The sequence below is a fragment of the Sporosarcina sp. Y1011 genome, from assembly GCF_057669885.1.
On the sequence record NZ_JBYHFP010000003.1, the window covers coordinates 108,836 to 129,707 of the forward strand.

Sequence of the window (20,872 nt, forward strand, 5' to 3'; positions counted from 1 at the left end):
GCGACAACCAGGGGGATTGAAACTCAATTCCACCTAGCCAACCAACCTGCATCATGCAGCTACGTGCACGATTTACTTCCCTACTAAATCCGTGGCATCCGCCGGAAGCTTTAACCAAAGTCGAAAATGAATTTAGACTCCCCTCCGACTTTGGTAAAAAACAGTACAGAACAACAGAAAAGAGCGGGAAATCCCACTCTTTTTGCGCAAGACTATTACAAAAGTTGTTCCCATCATACCATAGGATAAATGATGTAGCAAACAATGTGCTAGAAGAGGGATAGTTGATTCGCCTCAGGCATTCCTTCCAAACAACCTAAAGTGTCCATATACTCGACAATTGTCTTCGAAACACGGCCACGCTGCTGGAAATCCTCTTTTGAAAGAAACTCTCCATCTTTCCTGGCTTCTACGATCGAATTAGCTACATTCGTCCCAAGAGACGGGACGGCATTGAACGGAGGAATTAGTGTGTTGCCTTCAATTAGGAATGTCGCTGCATCGGATTTGTATAAGTCAGGTCTTGCCAATGTAATTCCGCGCTCCCACATTTCAAGTGCAATTTCAAGTACGGTTAATAAGCTTTTCTCTTTTGGTGTTGCGTCCAGGCCTTTAACGTTAATCTCTTTAATTTGTGCTCGTATGGAGGCAGAACCTTTTGTCATCGTCAACAAATCGAAATCAGTCGCCCGTACTGTGTAATACGTTGCATAGTATAGTATCGGATGATGCACTTTGAAATATGCAATGCGCAGTGCCATTAGTACATAGGCCGCTGCGTGCGCTTTCGGGAACATATATTTAATTTTTTTACATGATTCAATGTACCAGTGCGGCACACCCTGAACCTTCATTTCCGCCTCAAACTCGGGAGTAAGTCCCTTACCTTTACGAACAGATTCCATAATTTTAAATGCCATCGAAGGCTCTAACCCTTGATAGATTAAGTACACCATTATATCATCCCGGCAACCGATAACATCGGAAAGTTCGCATGTCTTATTTTGAATCAATTCCTGTGCGTTCCCTAACCAGACATCAGTTCCATGGGATAGCCCTGAAATCTGAATCAGTTCCGAAAATGTTGATGGTTTCGTCTCTTCAAGCATCTGGCGTACAAATCTCGTTCCGAATTCAGGTACGCCTAGCGTTCCTGTTTTACATCCGATTTGTTCCGGTGTGACACCAAGTGAAGTTGTACCACTGAATAATTGCATGACTCCTTCATCATCCGGTGGAATCGTCAATGGATCAATTCCCGAGAGATCCTGCAACATCTTAATCATTGTTGGATCATCGTGACCTAGAATATCAAGTTTCAACAAGTTGTTGTCGATTGAATGGAAGTCAAAATGAGTCGTCTTCCAACTTGAATTCAAGTCATTCGCAGGAAATTGGATAGGCGTGAAATCGAATATTTCCATATCATCGGGAACAACGATTATTCCGCCTGGATGCTGCCCTGTATTCCGTTTAACTCCTGAACAACCTTGTACGAGTCGATCTATTTCTGCTCCACGGAAATTCAAATTGTTGTCATTCATATAACCACGGACGTAACCATAAGCAGTCTTTTCCGCAACCGTCCCGATTGTCCCTGCGCGATAGACAAAATCTTCGCCAAAAAGTTCCTTCGTATAGTTATGTGCCTTCCCTTGATAATCACCGCTGAAATTTAAATCGATATCCGGAACTTTATCGCCATTAAAACCTAGGAAAGTTTCGAACGGTATATCTTGACCATCTTTTTTGAAAGCGGTCTTGCATGCTGGACACATTTTATCAGGTAAATCGTAGCCTGAACTGACGGACCCATCATCGAAAAACTCCGCAACTTTACACGTAGGACAAACATAATGCGGCGGCATTGGGTTCACTTCAGTTATCTCCATCAGTGTTGCGACTAGTGAAGAACCAACGGATCCCCGAGATCCCACAAGATACCCGTCATCCAGTGATTTCTTTACAAGTTTATGGGATATTAGATATATGACCGCAAACCCATGACCAATGATTGACTTTAACTCTTTTTCAATGCGTGCCTCGATGATTTCAGGTAACTGCTCACCGTATATTCCATGTGCCATCGAATATGTCAATTCTCGAACGTCATCGTCCGCCCCTTCAATGGTCGGCGTGTATAAGTCATCTTTAATCGGTTTTACCTCACCGATTTTCTCCAAAATGGCATGTGGATTATCAATGACTATTTCCTGCGCGATTTCTTCTCCAAGAAACGCGAACTCCTCAAGCATTTCATCGGTTGTCCGAAATTGGACCGCCGGTAGTGAGTGCCTGTTCATGGGATTGGCTCCCCCTTGCGATCTAACAAGCACTTGACGGAAAGTTGCATCCGTTTCGTCAATATAATGGACATTCCCTGTTGCACATACCGGGAGACCAGTATTTTTCCCGAGTTTGATCATTTTTCGCATGATATCTTCCATGTTCCACTCATCACGAATCAATTCAAGTTCTAAGAGATGTGAGTAAACCGGTTTGGGATGGACTTCAAGGTAATCATAAAACTTTGCAATCTCCTCTACCTCATCCATCGGTTTCTGCATCAGTCCCTCGAACACTTCCCCTTTGTCGCAACCAGAGCCGACGAGCAAACCTTTTCGATACTTGACGAGTAAAGAACGCGGAATGCGTGGAACCCGGTAAAAATAATCCATATGGGAATAGGACACGAGTTTAAATAAATTTTTCAACCCTTCGTCATCCGTTGCTAATAGTGTACAATGCGATGGCCTCGCTCGTTTGTAAGAATCACCTTTACCAATATGGCGATTAAAATCATCCAAGTATTCGATGCCTTTCTCTTGCGCATCCTTCAACAAACGTAAAAATAGATGGGCAGTTGCTTCGGTATCATAAATGGCCCGGTGAGCCTGTGTCAGCTCGATTCCAAACTTTTTCGCCAACGTACCCAACCGGTGATTCCCCATTTCCGGATAAAGGAAACGAGCGAGTTCAAGCGTATCTATGACCGGATAAGCAGCTGCTTCTAAACTAGATTTCTTACATGCTTCGTAAAAGAAGCCCATATCGAATTTTGCATTGTGTGCAACAAGAATTGAATCTCCGATAAACTCAATAAAATCCTTCGCGACATCCCCGATTTCCGGTGCATCTTTTACCATTTCATCTGTAATACCAGTAAGTTTTGTAGTGGTAGATGACAGGGGATGATGCGGATTTGAGAACCTCTCAAACGTTTCAACAATCTCACCGTTTTTCAATCTGACCGCAGCCAGTTCGATAATGGTGTCATATACCGCAGAAAGCCCTGTCGTCTCAACGTCAAATACAACATATGTATCTTCTTCAAGCTTCCGGTGTTGTTCTTCAAAAACAATCGGTACTCCGTCATCCACTAAATATGCTTCCAGTCCAAAAATAACTTTTACGCCATTTTTCTTTCCTGCAGAATAAGCTTCCGGAAATGATTGAACGTTCGCGTGATCTGTAATCGCGATGGCAGGATGTCCCCATTTTGCTGCTTGTTCAACAAGAGCTGTTGCGGAGACAACAGCATCCATCTGACTCATCGTTGTATGTGCATGTAGTTCAATGCGTTTACGATCCTTTGGTGCTTTGTCCTGTCTTATAATAGGTGATACTTCCATAACATCTTGAGCCATCATAATAAGGTCGCGTACGAATGTATCGTTTTGAATACCTCCACGCGCACGAATCCAGGCTCCTTTTTTCAAAGTCTTCATCATTTCTGCATCTTCATCATCCCGCGAGAACATTTTCACAAGAATGGAATCCGTGTAATCGGTCACTTTGATTGTCAGGAGTGACCTTCCGCTGCGCAATTCACGCACGTCCGTATCAAACACATACCCTTCAATTGTCACTCGGCGTTCTTCATCTTGAATTTGTTGAATTTCCAACATTGGCTCGTCAGGTTTGATAGGAGTACCAAGTCTGAATGGTCCAGAAACATTACCATTTTCCTTCTTGGTTGTTTCACGCAGTTTCAAATCAGCTAGCGCTTTTTGACCAAGCGCTTCTTCTTCTGCATCACGTTGTGCAACAAATGCTTTACGCGCATCTTTGGCACCACTATCTTCCTCTGTCAATTTGAAATCGACGGCAGGTCTTGGAAAACCGAATGAAGTGTAGACATCCGAAATGATAGAAGCGTATTTACTTTTCATCGTTTGCAGTTCCATATCACTTGTACAAAGTAGCGTCATTTTACCACCTTGTATAACCGGCTTTTGGCTTATCAGCCGCTCTCTAATCGGTGGGGACATGTCGCTCATTTCTTCAATAATAAACGGCCAATAGTCTGTGATTAACTTGTTGTCCACATCTTGGGTTTCAGACGATATATGAATCTTGACCGTTGCGATAGCAGAGAATGTTTCATTGATGCGCTGAGAAAAAATTGTAAATATATCTACCGGTAGTGGCTTATTTAAAGTTATATTGAATTGCCACACTCTTGATTTCCGGTGAATGTTCACACGGTTCAGTTCTGCATTTTCAAAGTGGATGACAAATTGGTCATCTGTCATTCCGATTTGCTGTAACAATATATATAATTTATTTAAAGCGTCCATAAGCCTCTCCAATCTTTCATTAGTGAAAAAGAAGGGAAGTACCGATGTGCGGCCTTCCCTCCTCTAACTTATTCCGCTGTGAAGAACGCCTGTAGTTTTTCGGTAAGTTCTTCTTTTTGCCATTCAGCCGATTCACCAGTTTGTCTGAATTTAACTTCAACAATTCCTTCAGAAGCTCTCTTTCCAACTGTAATCCGGACTGGCAAGCCAATCAAATCTGAATCAGCGAATTTGACTCCCACACGTTCAGGGCGATCATCATAGAGAACATCATATCTGTAAGATTCCAAAATAGTATATAATTCATCGGCCAATTCTTTCTGACTGTCATCTTTGACATTCACAGTAATGAGATGGATATCAAATGGGGCAATCTTCTTAGGCCATTTCAAACCATTCTCGTCATTGAACTGTTCTGCGACTGCTGCAAGTATACGGGATACACCAATACCGTAACAACCCATGATATACGGTTTAGCCCTGCCGTTCTCATCAAGGAATGTTCCTTCCATCGGTTCGCTGTAAGTCGTCCCTAGCTTAAAGATATGTCCAAGTTCAATTCCTTTAGCGAACTTAATTGTACCAGTTCCATCTGGAGAAATATCTCCTTCGTGGATGAATCGAAGATCCGAATAGCGATCAACTGCAAAATCGCGTTCAGGATTGATGTTCGTTAAATGGAATCCATCTTCGTTCGCTCCGCAAACACCATTCACGACGGACGCAACTGAGTGATCTGCAATTACTTTAAGATCAATTGGCAATTTAACAGGACCGATTGAACCAACTTCACAAGAAAGAAGTTCTTGAACCTCAACCTCGCTAGCAAGTTCCACAAGTGTTGCACCAAGCGCGTTTTTAAGCTTGATATCATTAATTTCATAATCCCCACGGCACAGCACTGCAATTAGTTCATCATCTGCTTTAAAAACAAGCGTTTTAATGATACGCGATGCGTCAACGTCCAAAAACGTAGCTACATCGCTAATCGTACGTTGTTCGGGAGTTGCAACTTTCTCGACCTCTTGTAAGTCTTCATCAATCTTTTCATATGCCATATTAACTTCAGCCATTTCAACATTGGCTGCATATGATGATGCGTCACTATATGCAATGGTGTCTTCACCGATATCAGATAGCGCCATAAATTCATGCGTATCTGTTCCACCGATTGAACCACCATCCGCTAAAACAGCGCGGAAATCGAGGCCGAGTCTTGTGAATATATTCACATAAGCTTGTTTCATTTCCTGATATTTCTCGTCAAGACTTTCTTCTGTCGCATGGAAAGAATACGCATCTTTCATGATGAATTCGCGTCCTCGAAGAAGGCCAAAACGTGGACGCTGTTCGTCTCTAAACTTTGTTTGAATCTGGAACATCGTAAGCGGTAACTTCTTATAGGATTTCACTTCGTCACGGACGAGAGAAGTAATCACTTCTTCATGCGTTGCTCCTAGAGCAAATTCTCTATTATGACGATCTTTCAGTCTAAACAACTCAGGTCCGTAATTAAACCATCTTCCCGTTTCCTGCCAAAGTTCGGCTTGTTGCAAAGCAGGCATCAATACTTCTACGGCTTCAATCGCTTCCATTTCTTCGCGGATAATCGATTCAATCTTCCGAATCACTTTAGTGCCAAGTGGAAGGAAGGAATATACCCCACTCGTATTTTGGCGGATAAATCCTGCACGTAAGAGTAACTGATGTGAAATAATATCAGCATCAGAAGGTACTTCACGCATTGTTGGTATGAATGTTCGTGATTGTTTCATCTATGTTTCCCACCTCAAGTAATGTTTTTGAAATCCTGATCTATTGGCTAGACGTCAACGCCCTGAATTGCTTCAGAGCTATATGTCTCCTTTTACTACTTTCATTAGAAGAAAAAGCGCTGTATATCATTCCAGGTTACAACAAGCATTAGTACCATCAGGAGCATAATCCCGACAAAATGTACCATTCCTTCTTTTTGTTTGTCGACTGGCTTGCCGCGAATGGCTTCCAGTAAGAAGAACAACAACCTTCCACCGTCAAGTGCTGGTAATGGTAGTAGGTTCATAATTCCAAGGTTGATGCTTAAGATTGCTGCCCAGTTCATGAGTTGGTATACGCCGTATTGCGCGACTTCCTCCGTCGCTTTGTAAATGCCGACCGGACCCGATAAAGCATCAATTGTGAACTTACCTGTTACAAGCATACCCAGTAATTCAAATATCCTGACAAACCAGGTTACCGTTTCTTCCGCTCCATATTGAACTGCTTTCAGCGGATTTTTAATCACCGGGCTTGTATAGCGCACACCAATTTGGCCGATTTCTTCTCCTGACTCTTTAACTTTAACTGTGTCTGGCACAACATCCAGCGTCAGCAAATCGCCGCTTCGATCCACTTCAAATTGGAGAGGCACGCCGGCACTCTTTTGAATGATAGCAGCAAACTCCTGCCATGTGCTAATTGGATTGCCGTCAACTGCTTTGACAAAATCTCCATCTTGCATTCCAGCTTTTTGCGCGGACCCCTCACTCATGACGTCCGAAATAATAGGTTCATATGTTGGAACGCCTTGTAACAAACCGATTGCAAGGAATATGAAGAAAGATAAAATAAAGTTAAACATAGGACCTGCAAATATTGCCATCGCCCGAGCGCCAACAGATTTCGATTCAAATTGGCGGTCGTATGGGGCAATAAGTGTCTTCTGCCCCTTCTCAAAAATGATAGCCTTTCTAGATACGTTATAACGTACTAGCTGCCCTTCATCATCATATCCTTCAATGAATAGTTCTTTTTCCAAATCTGAGGATTCTGTTTCCAGAAACAGAACATCTGGATTTGCAACATTACGGTTCAAATAAATTTTCTCAACTTCATTAGAAGCATTAATCAGAAGACCAACGCGATAACCCGGTTGTAATTCAACCGTATCGAAATCTTCTCCTGCCATTCTGACATAACCGCCAAGCGGCAGAAGTCGGATTGTATATAAAGTTTCACCTTTTTGAATTCCAATAATTTTAGGGCCGAATCCAATTGCAAATTCACGCACCATGATTCCCGCCTTTTTCGCAAACAGGAAATGTCCTAGTTCATGAAAAAAGACCAAAGAACCGAATATGATGATAAACGCTATAACGGTTTCCATGAAAAACCACCTTCACTGACCTTATTGGCCTTTTCTAAAAAACTTATTCTATCATAGCATACACCATTTTTCGAGTCAGTGAATCCGTTTCTAAAATCGATTCTAGTTCCAGAGCAGAACTTGTTCGATGCGTGTCCATCACTCGTTCAATAATGTCTTCAATCTGTACAAAAGGTATGCGTCCATTCATGAACAGCGATACCGCTACTTCATTCGCTGCATTCATGGCTGCTGGCATTGTCCCACCCTCTTTACCGGCTGCATAGGCAAGCGCCAATGCTTTGAAACGGACCAAATCCATTTTTTCGAAATGGAGCTTGCCAATCTCCTCAAGACGAAGCGGTTTTGCGTTTTGCATTGGGATTCGATCTGGAAACGTTAAGGCGTACTGAATAGGAACTCGCATATCTGGTGACCCCAGTTGAGCCATAATACTTGTATCTTCGAACTCAACCATGGAATGGATAATACTTTCCTTATGAAGCAAACAATCTATTCTTTCATAAGGCATTCCAAAAAGATGATGGGCTTCGATTACTTCAAGACCTTTGTTCATCATTGTCGCTGAATCTATTGTTAATTTGTTCCCCATAGACCAATTCGGATGAGCAAGTGCCTGTTCTAAGGTCACATTTGTAAGTTCATCTCTTGTAAGATCTCTGAAACTCCCTCCTGACGCTGTCAAAATAAGCCGAGAGACACGTTTAGAATTTTCTCCATTCAATGCTTGGAAAAGCGCTGAATGTTCACTATCTACCGGTAAAATGGGTACACCATGTTTACGAGCTTCATTCATAACGACATCCCCGGCTGCTACAAGCGTTTCCTTGTTGGCGATAGCAATTGTAATTCCCGCACGTATTGCTTCAAGTGTAGGTTTGAGTCCCACACTTCCAATAACTGAGTTAACCAAAATGTCAGCCCCTGTGTGCCCTGCGATTTCAATCAAACCCGCTTCGCCGTATAAAAAGTGACTACTCGGAAATTCTGCTTGCAACTTCTCAGCATCTTCTCGTCTTATTACCGATACCGTTTTCGGTTGAAACGCAGAAACAATTTCCCGTACCTTATCAATATTCAAACCAGCCGAAAAAGATACGAGCTTAAATTTCTCAGGGTTCGAACCGATGATATCGAGCGTCTGTAAACCAATGGATCCTGTAGCACCTAATAAACTAATATTCTTCATCATAAGACATCCTTTCCGTTAACCCACGAAGTGTAAGAAATGAAGCAATGGCAAAACGAAAAGGAGACTGTCGAACCTGTCTAGGATCCCACCATGACCAGGCAGAAGTTGTCCTGAGTCTTTCACCTCGAAATGCCTCTTTAGTGCTGATTCGACAAGGTCACCCAGTTGTCCAATAATTGAGGCTATAATTGTCACTACAATAAGTATTATGTAAGTTGAAGCTACCGGGAAGAAGTATTGAAAGATGAATGCGAAGACAACTGCGGACAATACTCCGCCAATAAAACCCTCAACGGTCTTATTCGGGGATATTTCTGGCCATAGCTTACGCTTCCCTATTTTTCTGCCTATGAAATAAGCACCCGAATCAGTTGTCCAAATCACCATAAGTGCATATACGACATATTCGATTCCATAAACCCGCGTTTCAATCAAATAATAAAACCCGATTCCAACATATAATGCGCCCAAAACAGAAAACGCTGCATGGTCGAACGTAAACCGATTTTTAACAATGACAGTATAGATTAATAAAATAAGTACAATTGCGAATGTCAATTCGATTTTTGTATAGCCAATCATTTCAAATAGATTGTCACTGGTAACTGCAGGCATTAATAATACTGCTAGCGCTATCCATGTCAAAAAACCTTCAATCGAAAATAGACGTATGTCTTTCATTCGCAATAGCTCATATAGTCCAATTGTTGCAATTACATATACCGCAATTGTGAATGGTATTCCTCCCATGATGACTAGCGGAACGAATAAAATTAACGCAATGATTGCAGTCAGTATCCTTTGTTTCAAACGTCCCCATTCCCTTCCACACTTCCAAACCGCCTATTTCTCAGTTGGAATTCTTCGATTGCATTCAACATGCATATGTCATCAAAATCTGGCCATAACACATCAGTGAAAGAAAACTCAGCATATGCCAACTGCCATAACATGAAATTAGACAATCTTACTTCACCGCTAGTTCGGATTAGCAGGTCTGGTTCCGGTAAATGGGCAGTCATTAGATGGGAACCGATGAGTGTTTCATCAATATCTTCAGGTTTAATAGAACCGTCCGCAATGAGTTCAGCAATTTCTTTTACAGATTCAACTAGCTCAAGTCTGCTTCCGTAGTTCATGGCAAAATTTAAAGTCAAACCGTCGTTGTGTTTCGTTTCTTCAATCGCTTTGCTAATTGCATCTTTTGTATGTGTCGGCAACATATCAAAGTTCCCAATCATTTCAACTTTCACGTTTTGCTCGATTAGTTCTGGGAGATATGTGCTTAAAAACTCACCAGGAAGTTTCATTAAGAAATCTATTTCGAGTTTCGGTCGTTTCCAGTTTTCTGTGGAGAATGCGTAGAGTGTAAGTACTTTAATGCCCAGATCATTTGCAATACGCGTTATTATACGAACTTTTTTCATACCTTCATGGTGACCTGCAACTCTTGGTAAATTACGTTGTTTTGCCCATCTTCCATTTCCGTCCATAATAATTGCTACATGGGCAGGGATAGGCCTACTTTGAATTTTGGCAATTTTGTCCAATATCAAGTCCTCTGGCACCACTGTCTTTTTCCGAAAAAGTTTATCCAGCATATTGTTTCCTCCACTCAGCTACTGTCAGAGCAAGTTCATACTCTATCGTAACAAATTAGACGGTTAATTTCATTTTTTATTGCTGTTCAAAGAACAAACGCGGAAATACCTATTCTGAGATTATAGCCAAGAGGCGACTTTAGGAAGGCTGTCTAAGTTCGCGACAAGGAGTGATAAAGTTCAATCTTTCCACTCCATAACCTGCGTACTGCAGGCAATCGCGGCGTCCTTTGCCATAAGCCTGGACTGACTCATAACCTAATCCTCTCCTCTAGATGTTGGAATCTAGACGTGGAATATCGCCTATTTAAGGTTTTCCACGGTCCGTGAACTTTATAGTTTCCTTAGCAAAAGAAAAAGACGTCCTGAAATTAGGACGTCCAGAAATATAGAAAGTTCTTCTATCAGATTTCCATGATTTCATTCTCTTTATCTTTCGCGATTTCATCGATTCGCAAAATTTGTGAATCCGTCAGCTTCTGAATTTCATCACCATATCTGTGTAATTCATCTTCAGTAATTTCACTGCTTTTTTCAAGCTTCTTGAAGCCTTCATTTGCGTCACGACGAACATTACGTATTGCAACTTTTGCTTCTTCAGCTTCTTTTTTCACAGACTTCACCAGTTCTTTACGACGATCTTCCGTCAATGCTGGAACCGCAAGGCGAATGACAGTCCCGTCATTCGAAGGTGTAATTCCGATATCTGATTTCATGATTGCCTTTTCAATATCAGCCAATATTGTTTTGTCATATGGTTGAATGACAAGAAGGCGCGCCTCAGGTACTGAAATCCCAGCCATCTGTGATACCGGAGTAGGTGCACCATAATACTCAACCGTTAATCTATCCAGCATAGAAGCGCTTGCACGCCCTGCACGAATTGATGCCAGTTCTCTTGTATATCCACCAATTGCTTTTTCCATACGGTCTTTCGCTTCGTTCATAACTTCGTTTGCCATTATATATTCCTCCTGACGACCGTCCCGATTGGCTCACCAAGGACAGCTCTCTTAATATTTCCATTTTCCATAATAGAGAATACTACGAGCGGGATATCGTTGTCCATACATAGGGTTGAAGCTGTTGAATCCATAACTTCAAGTCCTTGGTTAATGACATCCAAAAATGATAGTTCTAGGTATTTTACTGCATTTTTATCTTTCGCTGGATCAGCGGAATAGACACCATCCACATTGTTTTTTGCCATAAGGATAACATCTGCTTCAATTTCAGCCGCACGTAGTGCTGCTGTCGTATCTGTAGAAAAGTAAGGATTCCCTGTACCCGCGGCAAAAATAACGACCCGTTTTTTTTCGAGATGTCGAATAGCTTTCCGGCGTATGTATGGTTCCGCAACCTGTCTCATTTCAATAGATGACGATACGCGCGTTTCAACACCGATTTTTTCTAGTGAATCCTGTAGAGCGAGGGAATTCATGACTGTAGCAAGCATGCCCATGTAATCCGCCGTTGCGCGGTCCATCCCCATTTCGCTGCCAACTTTACCACGCCAAATATTTCCGCCACCGACAACAACAGCAACTTCGACATCGAGATCGACAACTTCTTTCACTTGCGTTGCAACAGTTTTGATAACTTCTGGCGATAGACCGAAACCTTTATCACCTGCAAGCGCTTCTCCGCTTAATTTCAAGACGATACGTTTATATTTTGGGATGCTCATTTGTACCCTCCATCTACTATTTTTCTTAAAAAATGAGGAACACACGCGTGTGTTCCTCATTTTTACTTTATAATGGATCAGTTACCTTTAACTTGATTCATAACTTCGTCAGCGAAGTTATCTTCAGGTTTTTCGATTCCTTCACCAACAGCGTAACGAATAAACTCTTTCAATGTTCCGCCAGTTGATTTTACGAAGTCCCCAACTTTTTGATCGGAATTTTTGACGAATGGCTGGTCAAGTACACAGATCTCTTCGAAATATTTTCCGATGCGGCCTTCGACCATTTTCGCTACGATATTTTCAGGTTTACCTTCATTAAGTGCTTGTTCTGTAAGGATTTTACGTTCGTGTTCAACTTCCTCAGCAGAAACTTCGTCACGTGAAACGTATTTAGGATTTAATGCAGCAATATGCATCGCAACATCTTTTGCAGCATCTGAATCAGTTGAACCTTCTAAGAGAACAAGAACACTGATACGACCACCCATGTGCAAGTATGGACCAAATGCATCGTTGTCTGTTTTCGTACGGATTTCATAACGGCGTAGTGAAATCTTCTCACCAATTTTAGCAACAGCATTAGAAATGTGATCTGCTACTGTTAATCCGTTTGGTAATTTCGATTCAATCGCTTCCTCAACTGTTGCAGGTTTTGTAGCAAGAATGTGCTCAGCAAGTTCATTTACAAGTGTTTGGAAACCTTCGTTTTTAGCTACAAAGTCAGTTTCAGCATTCACTTCTAAAATAATCGCTTCGTTGCCGTCAACAAGGATGTATGTTGTACCATCTGCTGCAATACGGTCCGCTTTTTTAGCTGAACTAGAAAGACCTTTTTCACGTAGGAAGTCAATTGCTGCTTCCATATCACCATTTGTTTCAGTTAACGCTTTTTTACAATCCATCATACCTGTACCTGTTTTTTCACGCAATTCCTTAACCATTTGTGCTGTAATTTTCATTTTTCCATTCCTCCTATATTAAGCCGTCAATTCCGAAAAAAGACGATAAGGGTATAAGCCGCTTATCGTCTTTTCATTTACTGGATTTACTCTGCAGCTACTACAGTTTCCTCTTGAGTCGCTTCTTCGTCTTCGCCTTGTCTAGATTCGAGCAAAGCGTCAGCCATTTTACTTGTTAACAGACGTACCGCACGAATCGCATCATCATTCGCAGGAATGATGTAGTCGATTTCATCCGGATCACAGTTCGTGTCAACAATTCCGACTAGTGGAATTTTTAATTTAATTGCTTCAGCAACCGCGATGCGCTCTTTGCGTGGGTCAACAACAAACATAACATCTGGAATTGCTTTCATATCACGGATTCCGCCAAGGAATTTCACAAGACGTTCGTGTTGTTTTTTAAGTTGTCCAACTTCTTTTTTAGGAAGTACGTCGAATGTACCGTCTTCTTCCATTTTCTCGATTTGTTTCATGCGTGCAACACGTTTTTGGATTGTACCAAAGTTTGTAAGTGTTCCACCAAGCCAGCGTTGGTTAATATAAAACATTCCAGCGCGTTCAGCTTCTTCTTTAATTGCATCTTGTGCTTGTTTCTTAGTACCGACGAATAGGACTTTCCCGCCATCAGCACCAACTTGACGCATGAATGCGTAAGCTTCTTCTAATTTCTTCACCGTTTTTTGAAGATCGATGATGTAGATACCGTTACGTTCTACGAAGATATATTTCTTCATTTTCGGGTTCCAGCGACGTGTTTGGTGACCGAAGTGCACCCCTGCTTCAAGCAGTTGTTTCATTGAGATTACTGACATTTGTTATTCCTCCTGTTTGGTTTGATTCCCTCCGTGTACTTCATCCGACAGAACGACCTCTCGGCACCATTTCTGACGTCCGTGCACGTGTGTAGTAATACCACTTGCTAATATAACATAAGGCTTTTACATTTGCAACAAGTTCATCGGAATTTCAAGATAAGTTCTATTTCCGTAAGCCCTTTACCTAGTTTCTTTGCAATTTCCTCATCAGAATGACCGGCGTCATGCAGGATGAATGTCCTCGTCCTGTCATCCTCCACTACCGTTTCAATCACATCGGTCTGTTTAACATTCTGTGCGGTTGACGCAGCATATGACTTCAATGCAAGATTCACTGGCATTTTGGGCCTTTTTACAAGCAAAGTAGGATTGACTTCTTCTGATTCAGCGGTTTTTTCTGCTGAAAATGTACTCTTGTCAACCTTTTCAAACTTAGACGGTCTATCGCTTTCGGAAAGACGTTCTATTAAACGTTCATTCTCATCTTTCAATTCTGATAAATATGCTCCAATTGTATTGTCCATCTCCGCCATAAGCTTTTGCTGTTTTTTTTCAAGATCATCGAACTTAGTCACTTTGGTATATAGCAAAGCTAGAAAATAAAAGCTTATTATTTGTATGATGAATAAAAACACTAAGAAAATTGTAGTCATCTAAATCAACCTGTAAAGTCAACGAATGAACCTTTATACGGGTGCACTGTCTTCTCTTCCTCTTCGTTTTGTTGGCGGTCCCCGTCCAGCAATTGACTTTGGTCCTGGGATTGACCATCCGCTGACGTCTTCATGCTATTCTCCAACTCAGTCACGGACTCTCTTCCCTTTAAAGTCTGCCTTTCTGTAAGGGAGTTGGCATGGTCTATGTTCAATTGGGTTTGCTGGTGTTTTTGTTCTGCTAGCTTACCAGCATCAAATGTTTTTGGTATGGCAATTTGCAGTTCAATACCCTTCAAACTCATAGTATCCCTCCATCGACTATTTCAGATGATAATAGTTTGCGAAGTTTAAACAACGCTTTCGAATGAATTTGAGAAATACGTGATGTGGATAAACTCAGAATCTCTCCAATCTCCGTCAGTGTCATTTCTTCCGTATAAAAAAAATCCAATACTAACTGCTCATTCTTATTCAGTTCGGTGATTTTCGTTGCCAAGTCACCGATTAATTCACTCATCATTGTTTTTTGCTCCGGTGTTTTGGATTCCTGATCTACAATAACGAAGGATTTGTGTCCGTCATCATCATCTTCATTCATTTTTTCATCGATTGATAAAACATTTGAAAAGTAATGTTCATGGACAGTTTGATATACCTGGTCAACACTTATTCCCATATGGCTAGCAATTTCTTCTACAGTGGCATGGCGTTGCAGTTTCTGCTCAAGTTTTGTAATCTCTTCTTCTTGTTTTTTAGATTTCTCCCTAGAAGAACGCGGTAACCAATCCTCTTTCCGCAAGCCATCAATAATGGTCCCGCGAATTCGAAAAGAGGCATACGTTTCAAATTTCAAATCCCTACCAGGATCGAATTTCGTCAATGCATCAAATAAACCATGAAGTCCGAGACTCATAATATCATCGCGTGAAATATTTCGGGGTAATCCCGAGCTGATTCGCTGCACATGATAGGTAACAAGTGGAGTGTATTTTCGGACAAGTAAGTCTCCTGCTTCGGGATCACGATTACGAATCCACAGGTCCCAACCTATATTCTCTTCCATTAAATCCTGTTTCGACATCGAATCCCTCACTTTCCATGATGATTCTGTCATAATTACTGCTATTATAGCAAACTAGCGCAAAAAAAGGCGACTGAAGCGATCAGCCGCAATCCTAATTCCCAAGCGGTCAGACGGTTCCGCTTTTATTAATCAATCACGCCTCGGTGTGATTGCGTCAAGATTTCGAATTGAGCTTGAGGCCTACAGGGGGGAAGGATTGAACTGCATCCTTCCTTGTTGCGACTGGACGTCGCGAACTTAGACTGCCTCCCAAATATCTCCCTTCAAAATCTGTGACATCCGCCGGAGGCTTTAACAAGGAGGAATGGAACTTAATATCTCCTTGTTAAATCTCTTTAGTATCTTTATTGACTGTTCGGACGCTAAGAATTGTTTGTGCAGGGTCAAATTCAATCGTTCTGCCACATGAACCACCTGTGTCTTCCCCTGTAATTGGAATCGACAACCGTTTTAATTCTTTTTTGACAGCCTCGACATTTCGCGGTCCAATTCGAATTGTATCGCTTGATCCGAATTGAAACATTTGTGAACCGCCGGCAATTTTTGCTTTCAAAGCCATCGGGCGGACCCCTTCCATTTTCAGCAATTCCATCAATGCATAAATGCCCGTATCTGCAAATTTAGCAGCGTTCTGTTTATTTAATTTTCCCAGACTGGAATCTGGAAGCATTATATGTACCATACCCGCAATTTTCTTTTTATCATCATACAACACTACCCCTACACAAGAGCCAAGTCCAGATGTCCGGATTGTATTCGGTACCCTGACAACATTCAAATCTGCAATTCCAACTCTGACGACTTCTTTCAATATAATCATGTCACAAAACACCCAACGAGCGAAAAATCGTTCCATAAGAAGAAGGGTCAGGGAGTAGGAAAAAATGACCGTTAACGCTCGAGGCTCCATTAATGCCTTCCTCACGAATTTGCGTATCAATGACAATGACTTCATCGCTGTATTGGGATACTTCGATTAAGCCAAAGCTGACAATTGCACCAACCATGTCAACACTCAAAGAAGGAACGGTTGGGTAAATTTTTAAACCTGTTAAGTCAGAGAGTGCAGACAAATAAGAACCTGAAAGGATATTGCCAAGTTCCTGCATTGCAGATAGTCCTATTTCCGATACTTCGGGTGACGTAAAATCAAATGTTTCGTCCTGAATCAGTTTCTTTATGAAGTGGTTAGCGGAATCCAATTGTAATACAAAAAACATGCTTCCGGACAAATCCCCTTCAATCCGTAGATATATTCCAGCTACAATCGTTTCTGCGCCTCCGGCGAGTTCAAACATCTCATCAAATGAAACCAGTTCGACATTCGGAACACGCATGTCTATTTTGCGATCAAGCAACTGCGACAATGAAGTTGCTGCATGTGCTGCACCGATATTTCCGACTTCTTTCAATACATCTAGATGCATATCAGTGATCGGGATTTCAGAGTTCATCAGTTGTCACCCGCTTAATAGGTTCTAGGACCTTATCTAGGTTTAACATTATTAGAAGGTGTTTACCTACCTTAGCAACACCCGATATGAAGTCTGATTCAATGGAGCCGACGACTTCCGGTTGCGGTTCGATTGAATCCACAGGAATATCCAAGACATCGTTTGCGGCGTCAACAATAAGTCCGACTTCATAATCTTCCAATGTGACGATAATTATCCTTGTGCTGTCGTCCAACTCACTAGTAGCCAGTCCAAACCTTTCACGCAAGTCTACAACGGGTGTAACGAGCCCTCTAAGATTAATGACACCTTTGACATACAGAGGCGTCTTCGGTATACGTGTAATTGATAATACTTTCTCGATGGATTGGACGGCATCAACATTAATGGCATACTCCATATCCATTAGTTGGAAAACGATGACTTTTATTTCTTTCTGATTTAACTTGTCAGTCATTCTAGTTCCCTCCCGCCTATTTAATCAATGCGTTACAATCGACTATTAACGCAACTTGTCCATTTCCTAGAATCGTTGCGCCAGATATCGCGAATACGCTTTGTAAATAATTCCCCAGCGACTTCAACACAATTTCCTGCTGCCCGATAAAGCCACCGACAACAAGTCCTGCTAACTTATCACCTTTTCGTACGATAACAATTGATTGATGTCCGTCAGTAACACTAGTTGTTTCCGGCATTTCAAAAATTTCCATTAAGTTGACAAGTGGTATAATATTGCCACGGAAATCAATTACTCTTTGGTTGTGGGCATTCATAATTTCCGTTGTTTGAATAATTGCCGTTTCAATGATTGATGACAATGGAATTGCGAATACTTCATCTCCCAATTCCACAAGCATGACAGAAATAATAGAAAGTGTTAACGGGAGCTGTACTTGGAATAAAGAACCTTGACCTTCTTTCGATTCAATCGAAATGAAGCCACCGAGAGACTCAATTGTGTTTTTCACTACATCCAGACCAACTCCTCTGCCCGAGACATCCGAAATTTTTTCAGCTGTCGAGAAACCGGATGCAAGAATGAGTTCTGCTACTTGACGGTCCGTCAATGTCTCAGACATTTCCTCCGAAATGATGCCGCTCTTTATTGCTTTTTCCAGAACACGTTGACGATTAACACCTGCACCGTCGTCCTCAAGTTCAATAAAGACATGATTCCCGGAATGATATGCGCGTAGTGTTACTGTACCTTCTTCAGGCTTGCCTTGTGCTAGCCGTTCGGCCGGACTTTCAATTCCATGATCCAATGCATTACGGATTAAATGGACAAGAGGATCGCCGATTTCATCAATAACTGTCCGGTCCAGCTCAGTTTCTGCTCCAATAATTTCGAGATTGATTTTCTTATTCAAATCACGCGCTAGCTGTCTTACCATTTTAGGAAAACGATTAAAAACTGTCTCAATGGGTATCATACGCATATTTAAGATAATTGTTTGCAAATCACCTGATATTCGTGTAATCCTTTCGACAGTTTCATTCAGTTCCGAATTATGGATTTCGCTAGCAATTGATTGGAGTCTGCCTCGGTCTATAACCAACTCTTCAAACAAGTTCATTAAGACATCCAGTCGATCAATATTCACTCGAATCGTTTTGTTGCCTGATTGCACACCTGTATTTCGTTTACCCTTTTGTTCATCTGGACTTTTACTCACGTCAGGGACATTTGAAATAGCCTTTTTGTTTTCCAAAACTTCTTCTACCTGATCGTCATTATCCTGCTTCAGGTAATCATTTGTAATTTGCGTCACAGTAACATTTTGGATTTCAGATACTTTCATTACTTTAGTCTTTAATGCATCCGCATTTTCTTTTGTAATTAATGCAACAGTAAAGATTTCTTCAAAGTTTTCATTCTCAAGTTGTTCCACTTTCGGTTCGGACTTGATAATTTCTCCGGACTTCTCAAGTATTTCAAATACCATAAAAACCCTCGCTGCTTTTAATAAGCAGTCCTCACGCAGCTGAACGGTAATTTCAAACGCATTAAATCCTTGTTCAAAAGATTGGCTGATGACAGTCATTTCATATCCATCATAATGAAGGGGATTTCCTTCATCTTTACCATTTATAACAGACGCTTCAGCAGTTGCTGCGGTTTCTGATGTAGCCTTGCTGACTGGATCTTTTCCAGCTTCAATTCTGTTGAGTGATTGAACGAGGTCCTGTACATCTTTCTTACCGGTCCCACCCGTTGCAATATCCAAGACCATCTCTTCAAGATAGTCAACAGCCCTAAGTACAACGTCCAAAATTTCAGTTGTAACACGTATCTTTGAGTTACGGATTGCATCCAACACATTTTCCATCATATGGGTCAGTGCGGCGATGTCTTCATATCCCATCGTTGCCGACATCCCTTTCAATGTATGGGCGGATCGGAAAATTTCATTTACTATGCCAAGATCTTGCGGATTCTTTTCGAGTTCTAACAGATGTTCGTTGCATGATTGAAGATGTTCCTTACTTTCTTCAATAAACATTTCCAAGTATTGACTTGTATCCATCATGCCACCCCCTTCAATACTTTAAATTTTGCACTATCAGTCCTGCTATATTTTCCAAGTCTGCAACTTGATCAGCCAGTCCAGCTTCTTTTATGGCTTTTGGCATACCGTAAACGACTGATGACTTTGCTGATTCGGCTATAGTGATTGTCCTGCAGCTTTCCCGAAGAAGCACCATTCCATTTCTTCCGTCAAACCCCATTCCTGTCATGATAACGGTCAAATAGTTTAATTGATTACTTTTTGCTGCTGACTCAAGAAGTACGTCGACGGATGGACGATGTCCCATACGTGGTAGTTCCACTGCATCCAGATGAGCGTAGTAATTCATGCCTATTTTTTTAATTTTTAAATGCTTTCCCCCTGGTGCAATATACGCTGTCCCGTTTTCAAGCAACTCGGCATCTTCTGCCTCTTTGACATGGATATCACAAAGACCGTCCAGTCTATCTGCCAAAGACTTTGTAAAACCTGGTGGCATATGTTGAACAATAAGTATGGGCGCGGATATGGATGCGGGCAAACCCGTAAGCACTTCTTGCAATGCCCTAGGTCCCCCGGTCGATGTACCTATTATAACAAATGTTTTAGTTGTTATCTTACTATTTATTCTGGAAACATTTATCGACTCTTTCTGATCATTAGAAGTCAAAGCAATCTCAGATGTAGTTCTGATTGGTTGATTAGTCAATTTTGATGGTGCCGGCTCGATTAACCGCAGATTAGTGAATTTCTTTGTTACTTTAGATATATCAACCTCTGCGGCCGCAATGACTTTTTCAATTATTTCTTCCTTCACCTCGTGAAGATTTAAGGAAATTGCACCACCTGGCTTAGCGATGAAGTCAATTGCTCCGTATTCCATAGCCAGCATCGTATTTTCCGCTCCAATTTTTGTTGTGCTGGAAAGCATGACGACTGGTACCGGGTGATCAGTCATCATTTTTTTAAGTGCTTCGAGGCCATTCATAATTGGCATTTCAATATCTAGCGTAACTACGTCAGGTTTCAAAGACAGCACTTTTTCAACCGCATCCTTACCATTGCGAGCGGTCCCAATCACTTCGATTTCAGGATGCCCCGAAAGGAAATCTGATATGAGCTTACGCATAAACGCTGAATCATCCACGACAAGCACTTTCTTACGGTTGTCTCTATTCAA

Annotated in this window: 18 protein-coding genes; all 18 read right to left on the reverse strand. The window is 41.5% G+C overall.

From position 1 onward, the window contains the following. Window positions 1–269 precede the first annotated feature (269 nt). Window positions 270–4,580: a PolC-type DNA polymerase III gene (locus AC25Y5_RS04755; protein ID WP_488139335.1), complete on the reverse strand. Its 4,311-nt coding sequence runs from the start codon at window positions 4,578–4,580 to the stop codon at window positions 270–272. A 68-nt stretch (window positions 4,581–4,648) separates the two neighbouring features. After that, window positions 4,649–6,355 carry a proline--tRNA ligase gene (locus AC25Y5_RS04760; RefSeq protein ID WP_488139336.1) on the reverse strand — a complete coding sequence of 569 codons (1,707 nt, stop codon included), beginning with the start codon at window positions 6,353–6,355 and terminating at the stop codon, window positions 4,649–4,651. A 104-nt stretch (window positions 6,356–6,459) separates the two neighbouring features. Continuing rightward, window positions 6,460–7,725, reverse strand: coding sequence for an RIP metalloprotease RseP (gene rseP / locus AC25Y5_RS04765; RefSeq protein ID WP_488139337.1), 1,266 nt, complete (start codon window positions 7,723–7,725; stop codon window positions 6,460–6,462). Between the two features lie 43 nt (window positions 7,726–7,768). Further along, entirely contained in the window at window positions 7,769–8,914 is a 1,146-nt protein-coding gene (locus AC25Y5_RS04770; RefSeq protein ID WP_488139338.1) for a 1-deoxy-D-xylulose-5-phosphate reductoisomerase, read from the reverse strand. A gap of 18 nt (window positions 8,915–8,932) precedes the next feature. Further along, a complete protein-coding gene (locus tag AC25Y5_RS04775; protein ID WP_488139339.1) occupies window positions 8,933–9,727 on the reverse strand; it encodes a phosphatidate cytidylyltransferase in 795 nt (264 codons plus the stop codon). Next, window positions 9,724–10,518 carry an undecaprenyl pyrophosphate synthase gene (gene uppS / locus AC25Y5_RS04780; protein ID WP_488139340.1) on the reverse strand — a complete coding sequence of 265 codons (795 nt, stop codon included), beginning with the start codon at window positions 10,516–10,518 and terminating at the stop codon, window positions 9,724–9,726. Before uppS ends, AC25Y5_RS04775 begins: the two co-directional genes overlap by 4 nt. Before the next feature lie 404 nt (window positions 10,519–10,922). Further along, entirely contained in the window at window positions 10,923–11,480 is a 558-nt protein-coding gene (frr, locus tag AC25Y5_RS04785) for a ribosome recycling factor (RefSeq protein ID WP_488139341.1), read from the reverse strand. Then, window positions 11,480–12,205, reverse strand: a complete 726-nt coding sequence (gene pyrH / locus AC25Y5_RS04790) for a UMP kinase (RefSeq protein ID WP_482100467.1) — start codon at window positions 12,203–12,205, stop codon at window positions 11,480–11,482. The genes frr and pyrH overlap by 1 nt, the downstream gene beginning before the upstream one ends. Window positions 12,206–12,282: 77 nt before the next feature. Further along, the gene (gene tsf, locus AC25Y5_RS04795; protein ID WP_488139342.1) at window positions 12,283–13,167 is read right to left on the reverse strand and encodes a translation elongation factor Ts; all 885 of its coding nucleotides are present in this window, start codon (window positions 13,165–13,167) and stop codon (window positions 12,283–12,285) included. An 86-nt stretch (window positions 13,168–13,253) separates the two neighbouring features. Beyond that, complete coding sequence (rpsB, locus tag AC25Y5_RS04800) at window positions 13,254–13,982, reverse strand: 30S ribosomal protein S2 (protein ID WP_488139343.1); 729 nt, start codon at window positions 13,980–13,982, stop codon at window positions 13,254–13,256. Window positions 13,983–14,125: 143 nt separating this feature from the next. After that, window positions 14,126–14,638, reverse strand: a complete 513-nt coding sequence (locus tag AC25Y5_RS04805; protein WP_488139344.1) for a hypothetical protein — start codon at window positions 14,636–14,638, stop codon at window positions 14,126–14,128. A 5-nt stretch (window positions 14,639–14,643) separates the two neighbouring features. After that, the gene (locus AC25Y5_RS04810) at window positions 14,644–14,943 is read right to left on the reverse strand and encodes an RNA polymerase subunit sigma (RefSeq protein ID WP_488139345.1); all 300 of its coding nucleotides are present in this window, start codon (window positions 14,941–14,943) and stop codon (window positions 14,644–14,646) included. Next, window positions 14,940–15,722, reverse strand: a complete 783-nt coding sequence (locus tag AC25Y5_RS04815; RefSeq protein WP_488139346.1) for a FliA/WhiG family RNA polymerase sigma factor — start codon at window positions 15,720–15,722, stop codon at window positions 14,940–14,942. Before AC25Y5_RS04815 ends, AC25Y5_RS04810 begins: the two co-directional genes overlap by 4 nt. 328 nt (window positions 15,723–16,050) lie before the next feature. Continuing rightward, window positions 16,051–16,545: a chemotaxis protein CheD gene (locus tag AC25Y5_RS04820; protein ID WP_488139347.1), complete on the reverse strand. Its 495-nt coding sequence runs from the start codon at window positions 16,543–16,545 to the stop codon at window positions 16,051–16,053. Window position 16,546: 1 nt separating this feature from the next. After that, window positions 16,547–17,179, reverse strand: a complete 633-nt coding sequence (locus tag AC25Y5_RS04825) for a chemotaxis protein CheC (RefSeq protein WP_482100460.1) — start codon at window positions 17,177–17,179, stop codon at window positions 16,547–16,549. Further along, entirely contained in the window at window positions 17,169–17,636 is a 468-nt protein-coding gene (locus AC25Y5_RS04830; RefSeq protein WP_488139348.1) for a chemotaxis protein CheW, read from the reverse strand. Before AC25Y5_RS04830 ends, AC25Y5_RS04825 begins: the two co-directional genes overlap by 11 nt. Before the next feature lie 16 nt (window positions 17,637–17,652). Further along, the gene (locus AC25Y5_RS04835; RefSeq protein ID WP_488139349.1) at window positions 17,653–19,710 is read right to left on the reverse strand and encodes a chemotaxis protein CheW; all 2,058 of its coding nucleotides are present in this window, start codon (window positions 19,708–19,710) and stop codon (window positions 17,653–17,655) included. A 13-nt stretch (window positions 19,711–19,723) separates the two neighbouring features. Beyond that, the gene (locus AC25Y5_RS04840; protein WP_488139350.1) at window positions 19,724–20,872 is read right to left on the reverse strand and encodes a protein-glutamate methylesterase/protein-glutamine glutaminase; all 1,149 of its coding nucleotides are present in this window, start codon (window positions 20,870–20,872) and stop codon (window positions 19,724–19,726) included.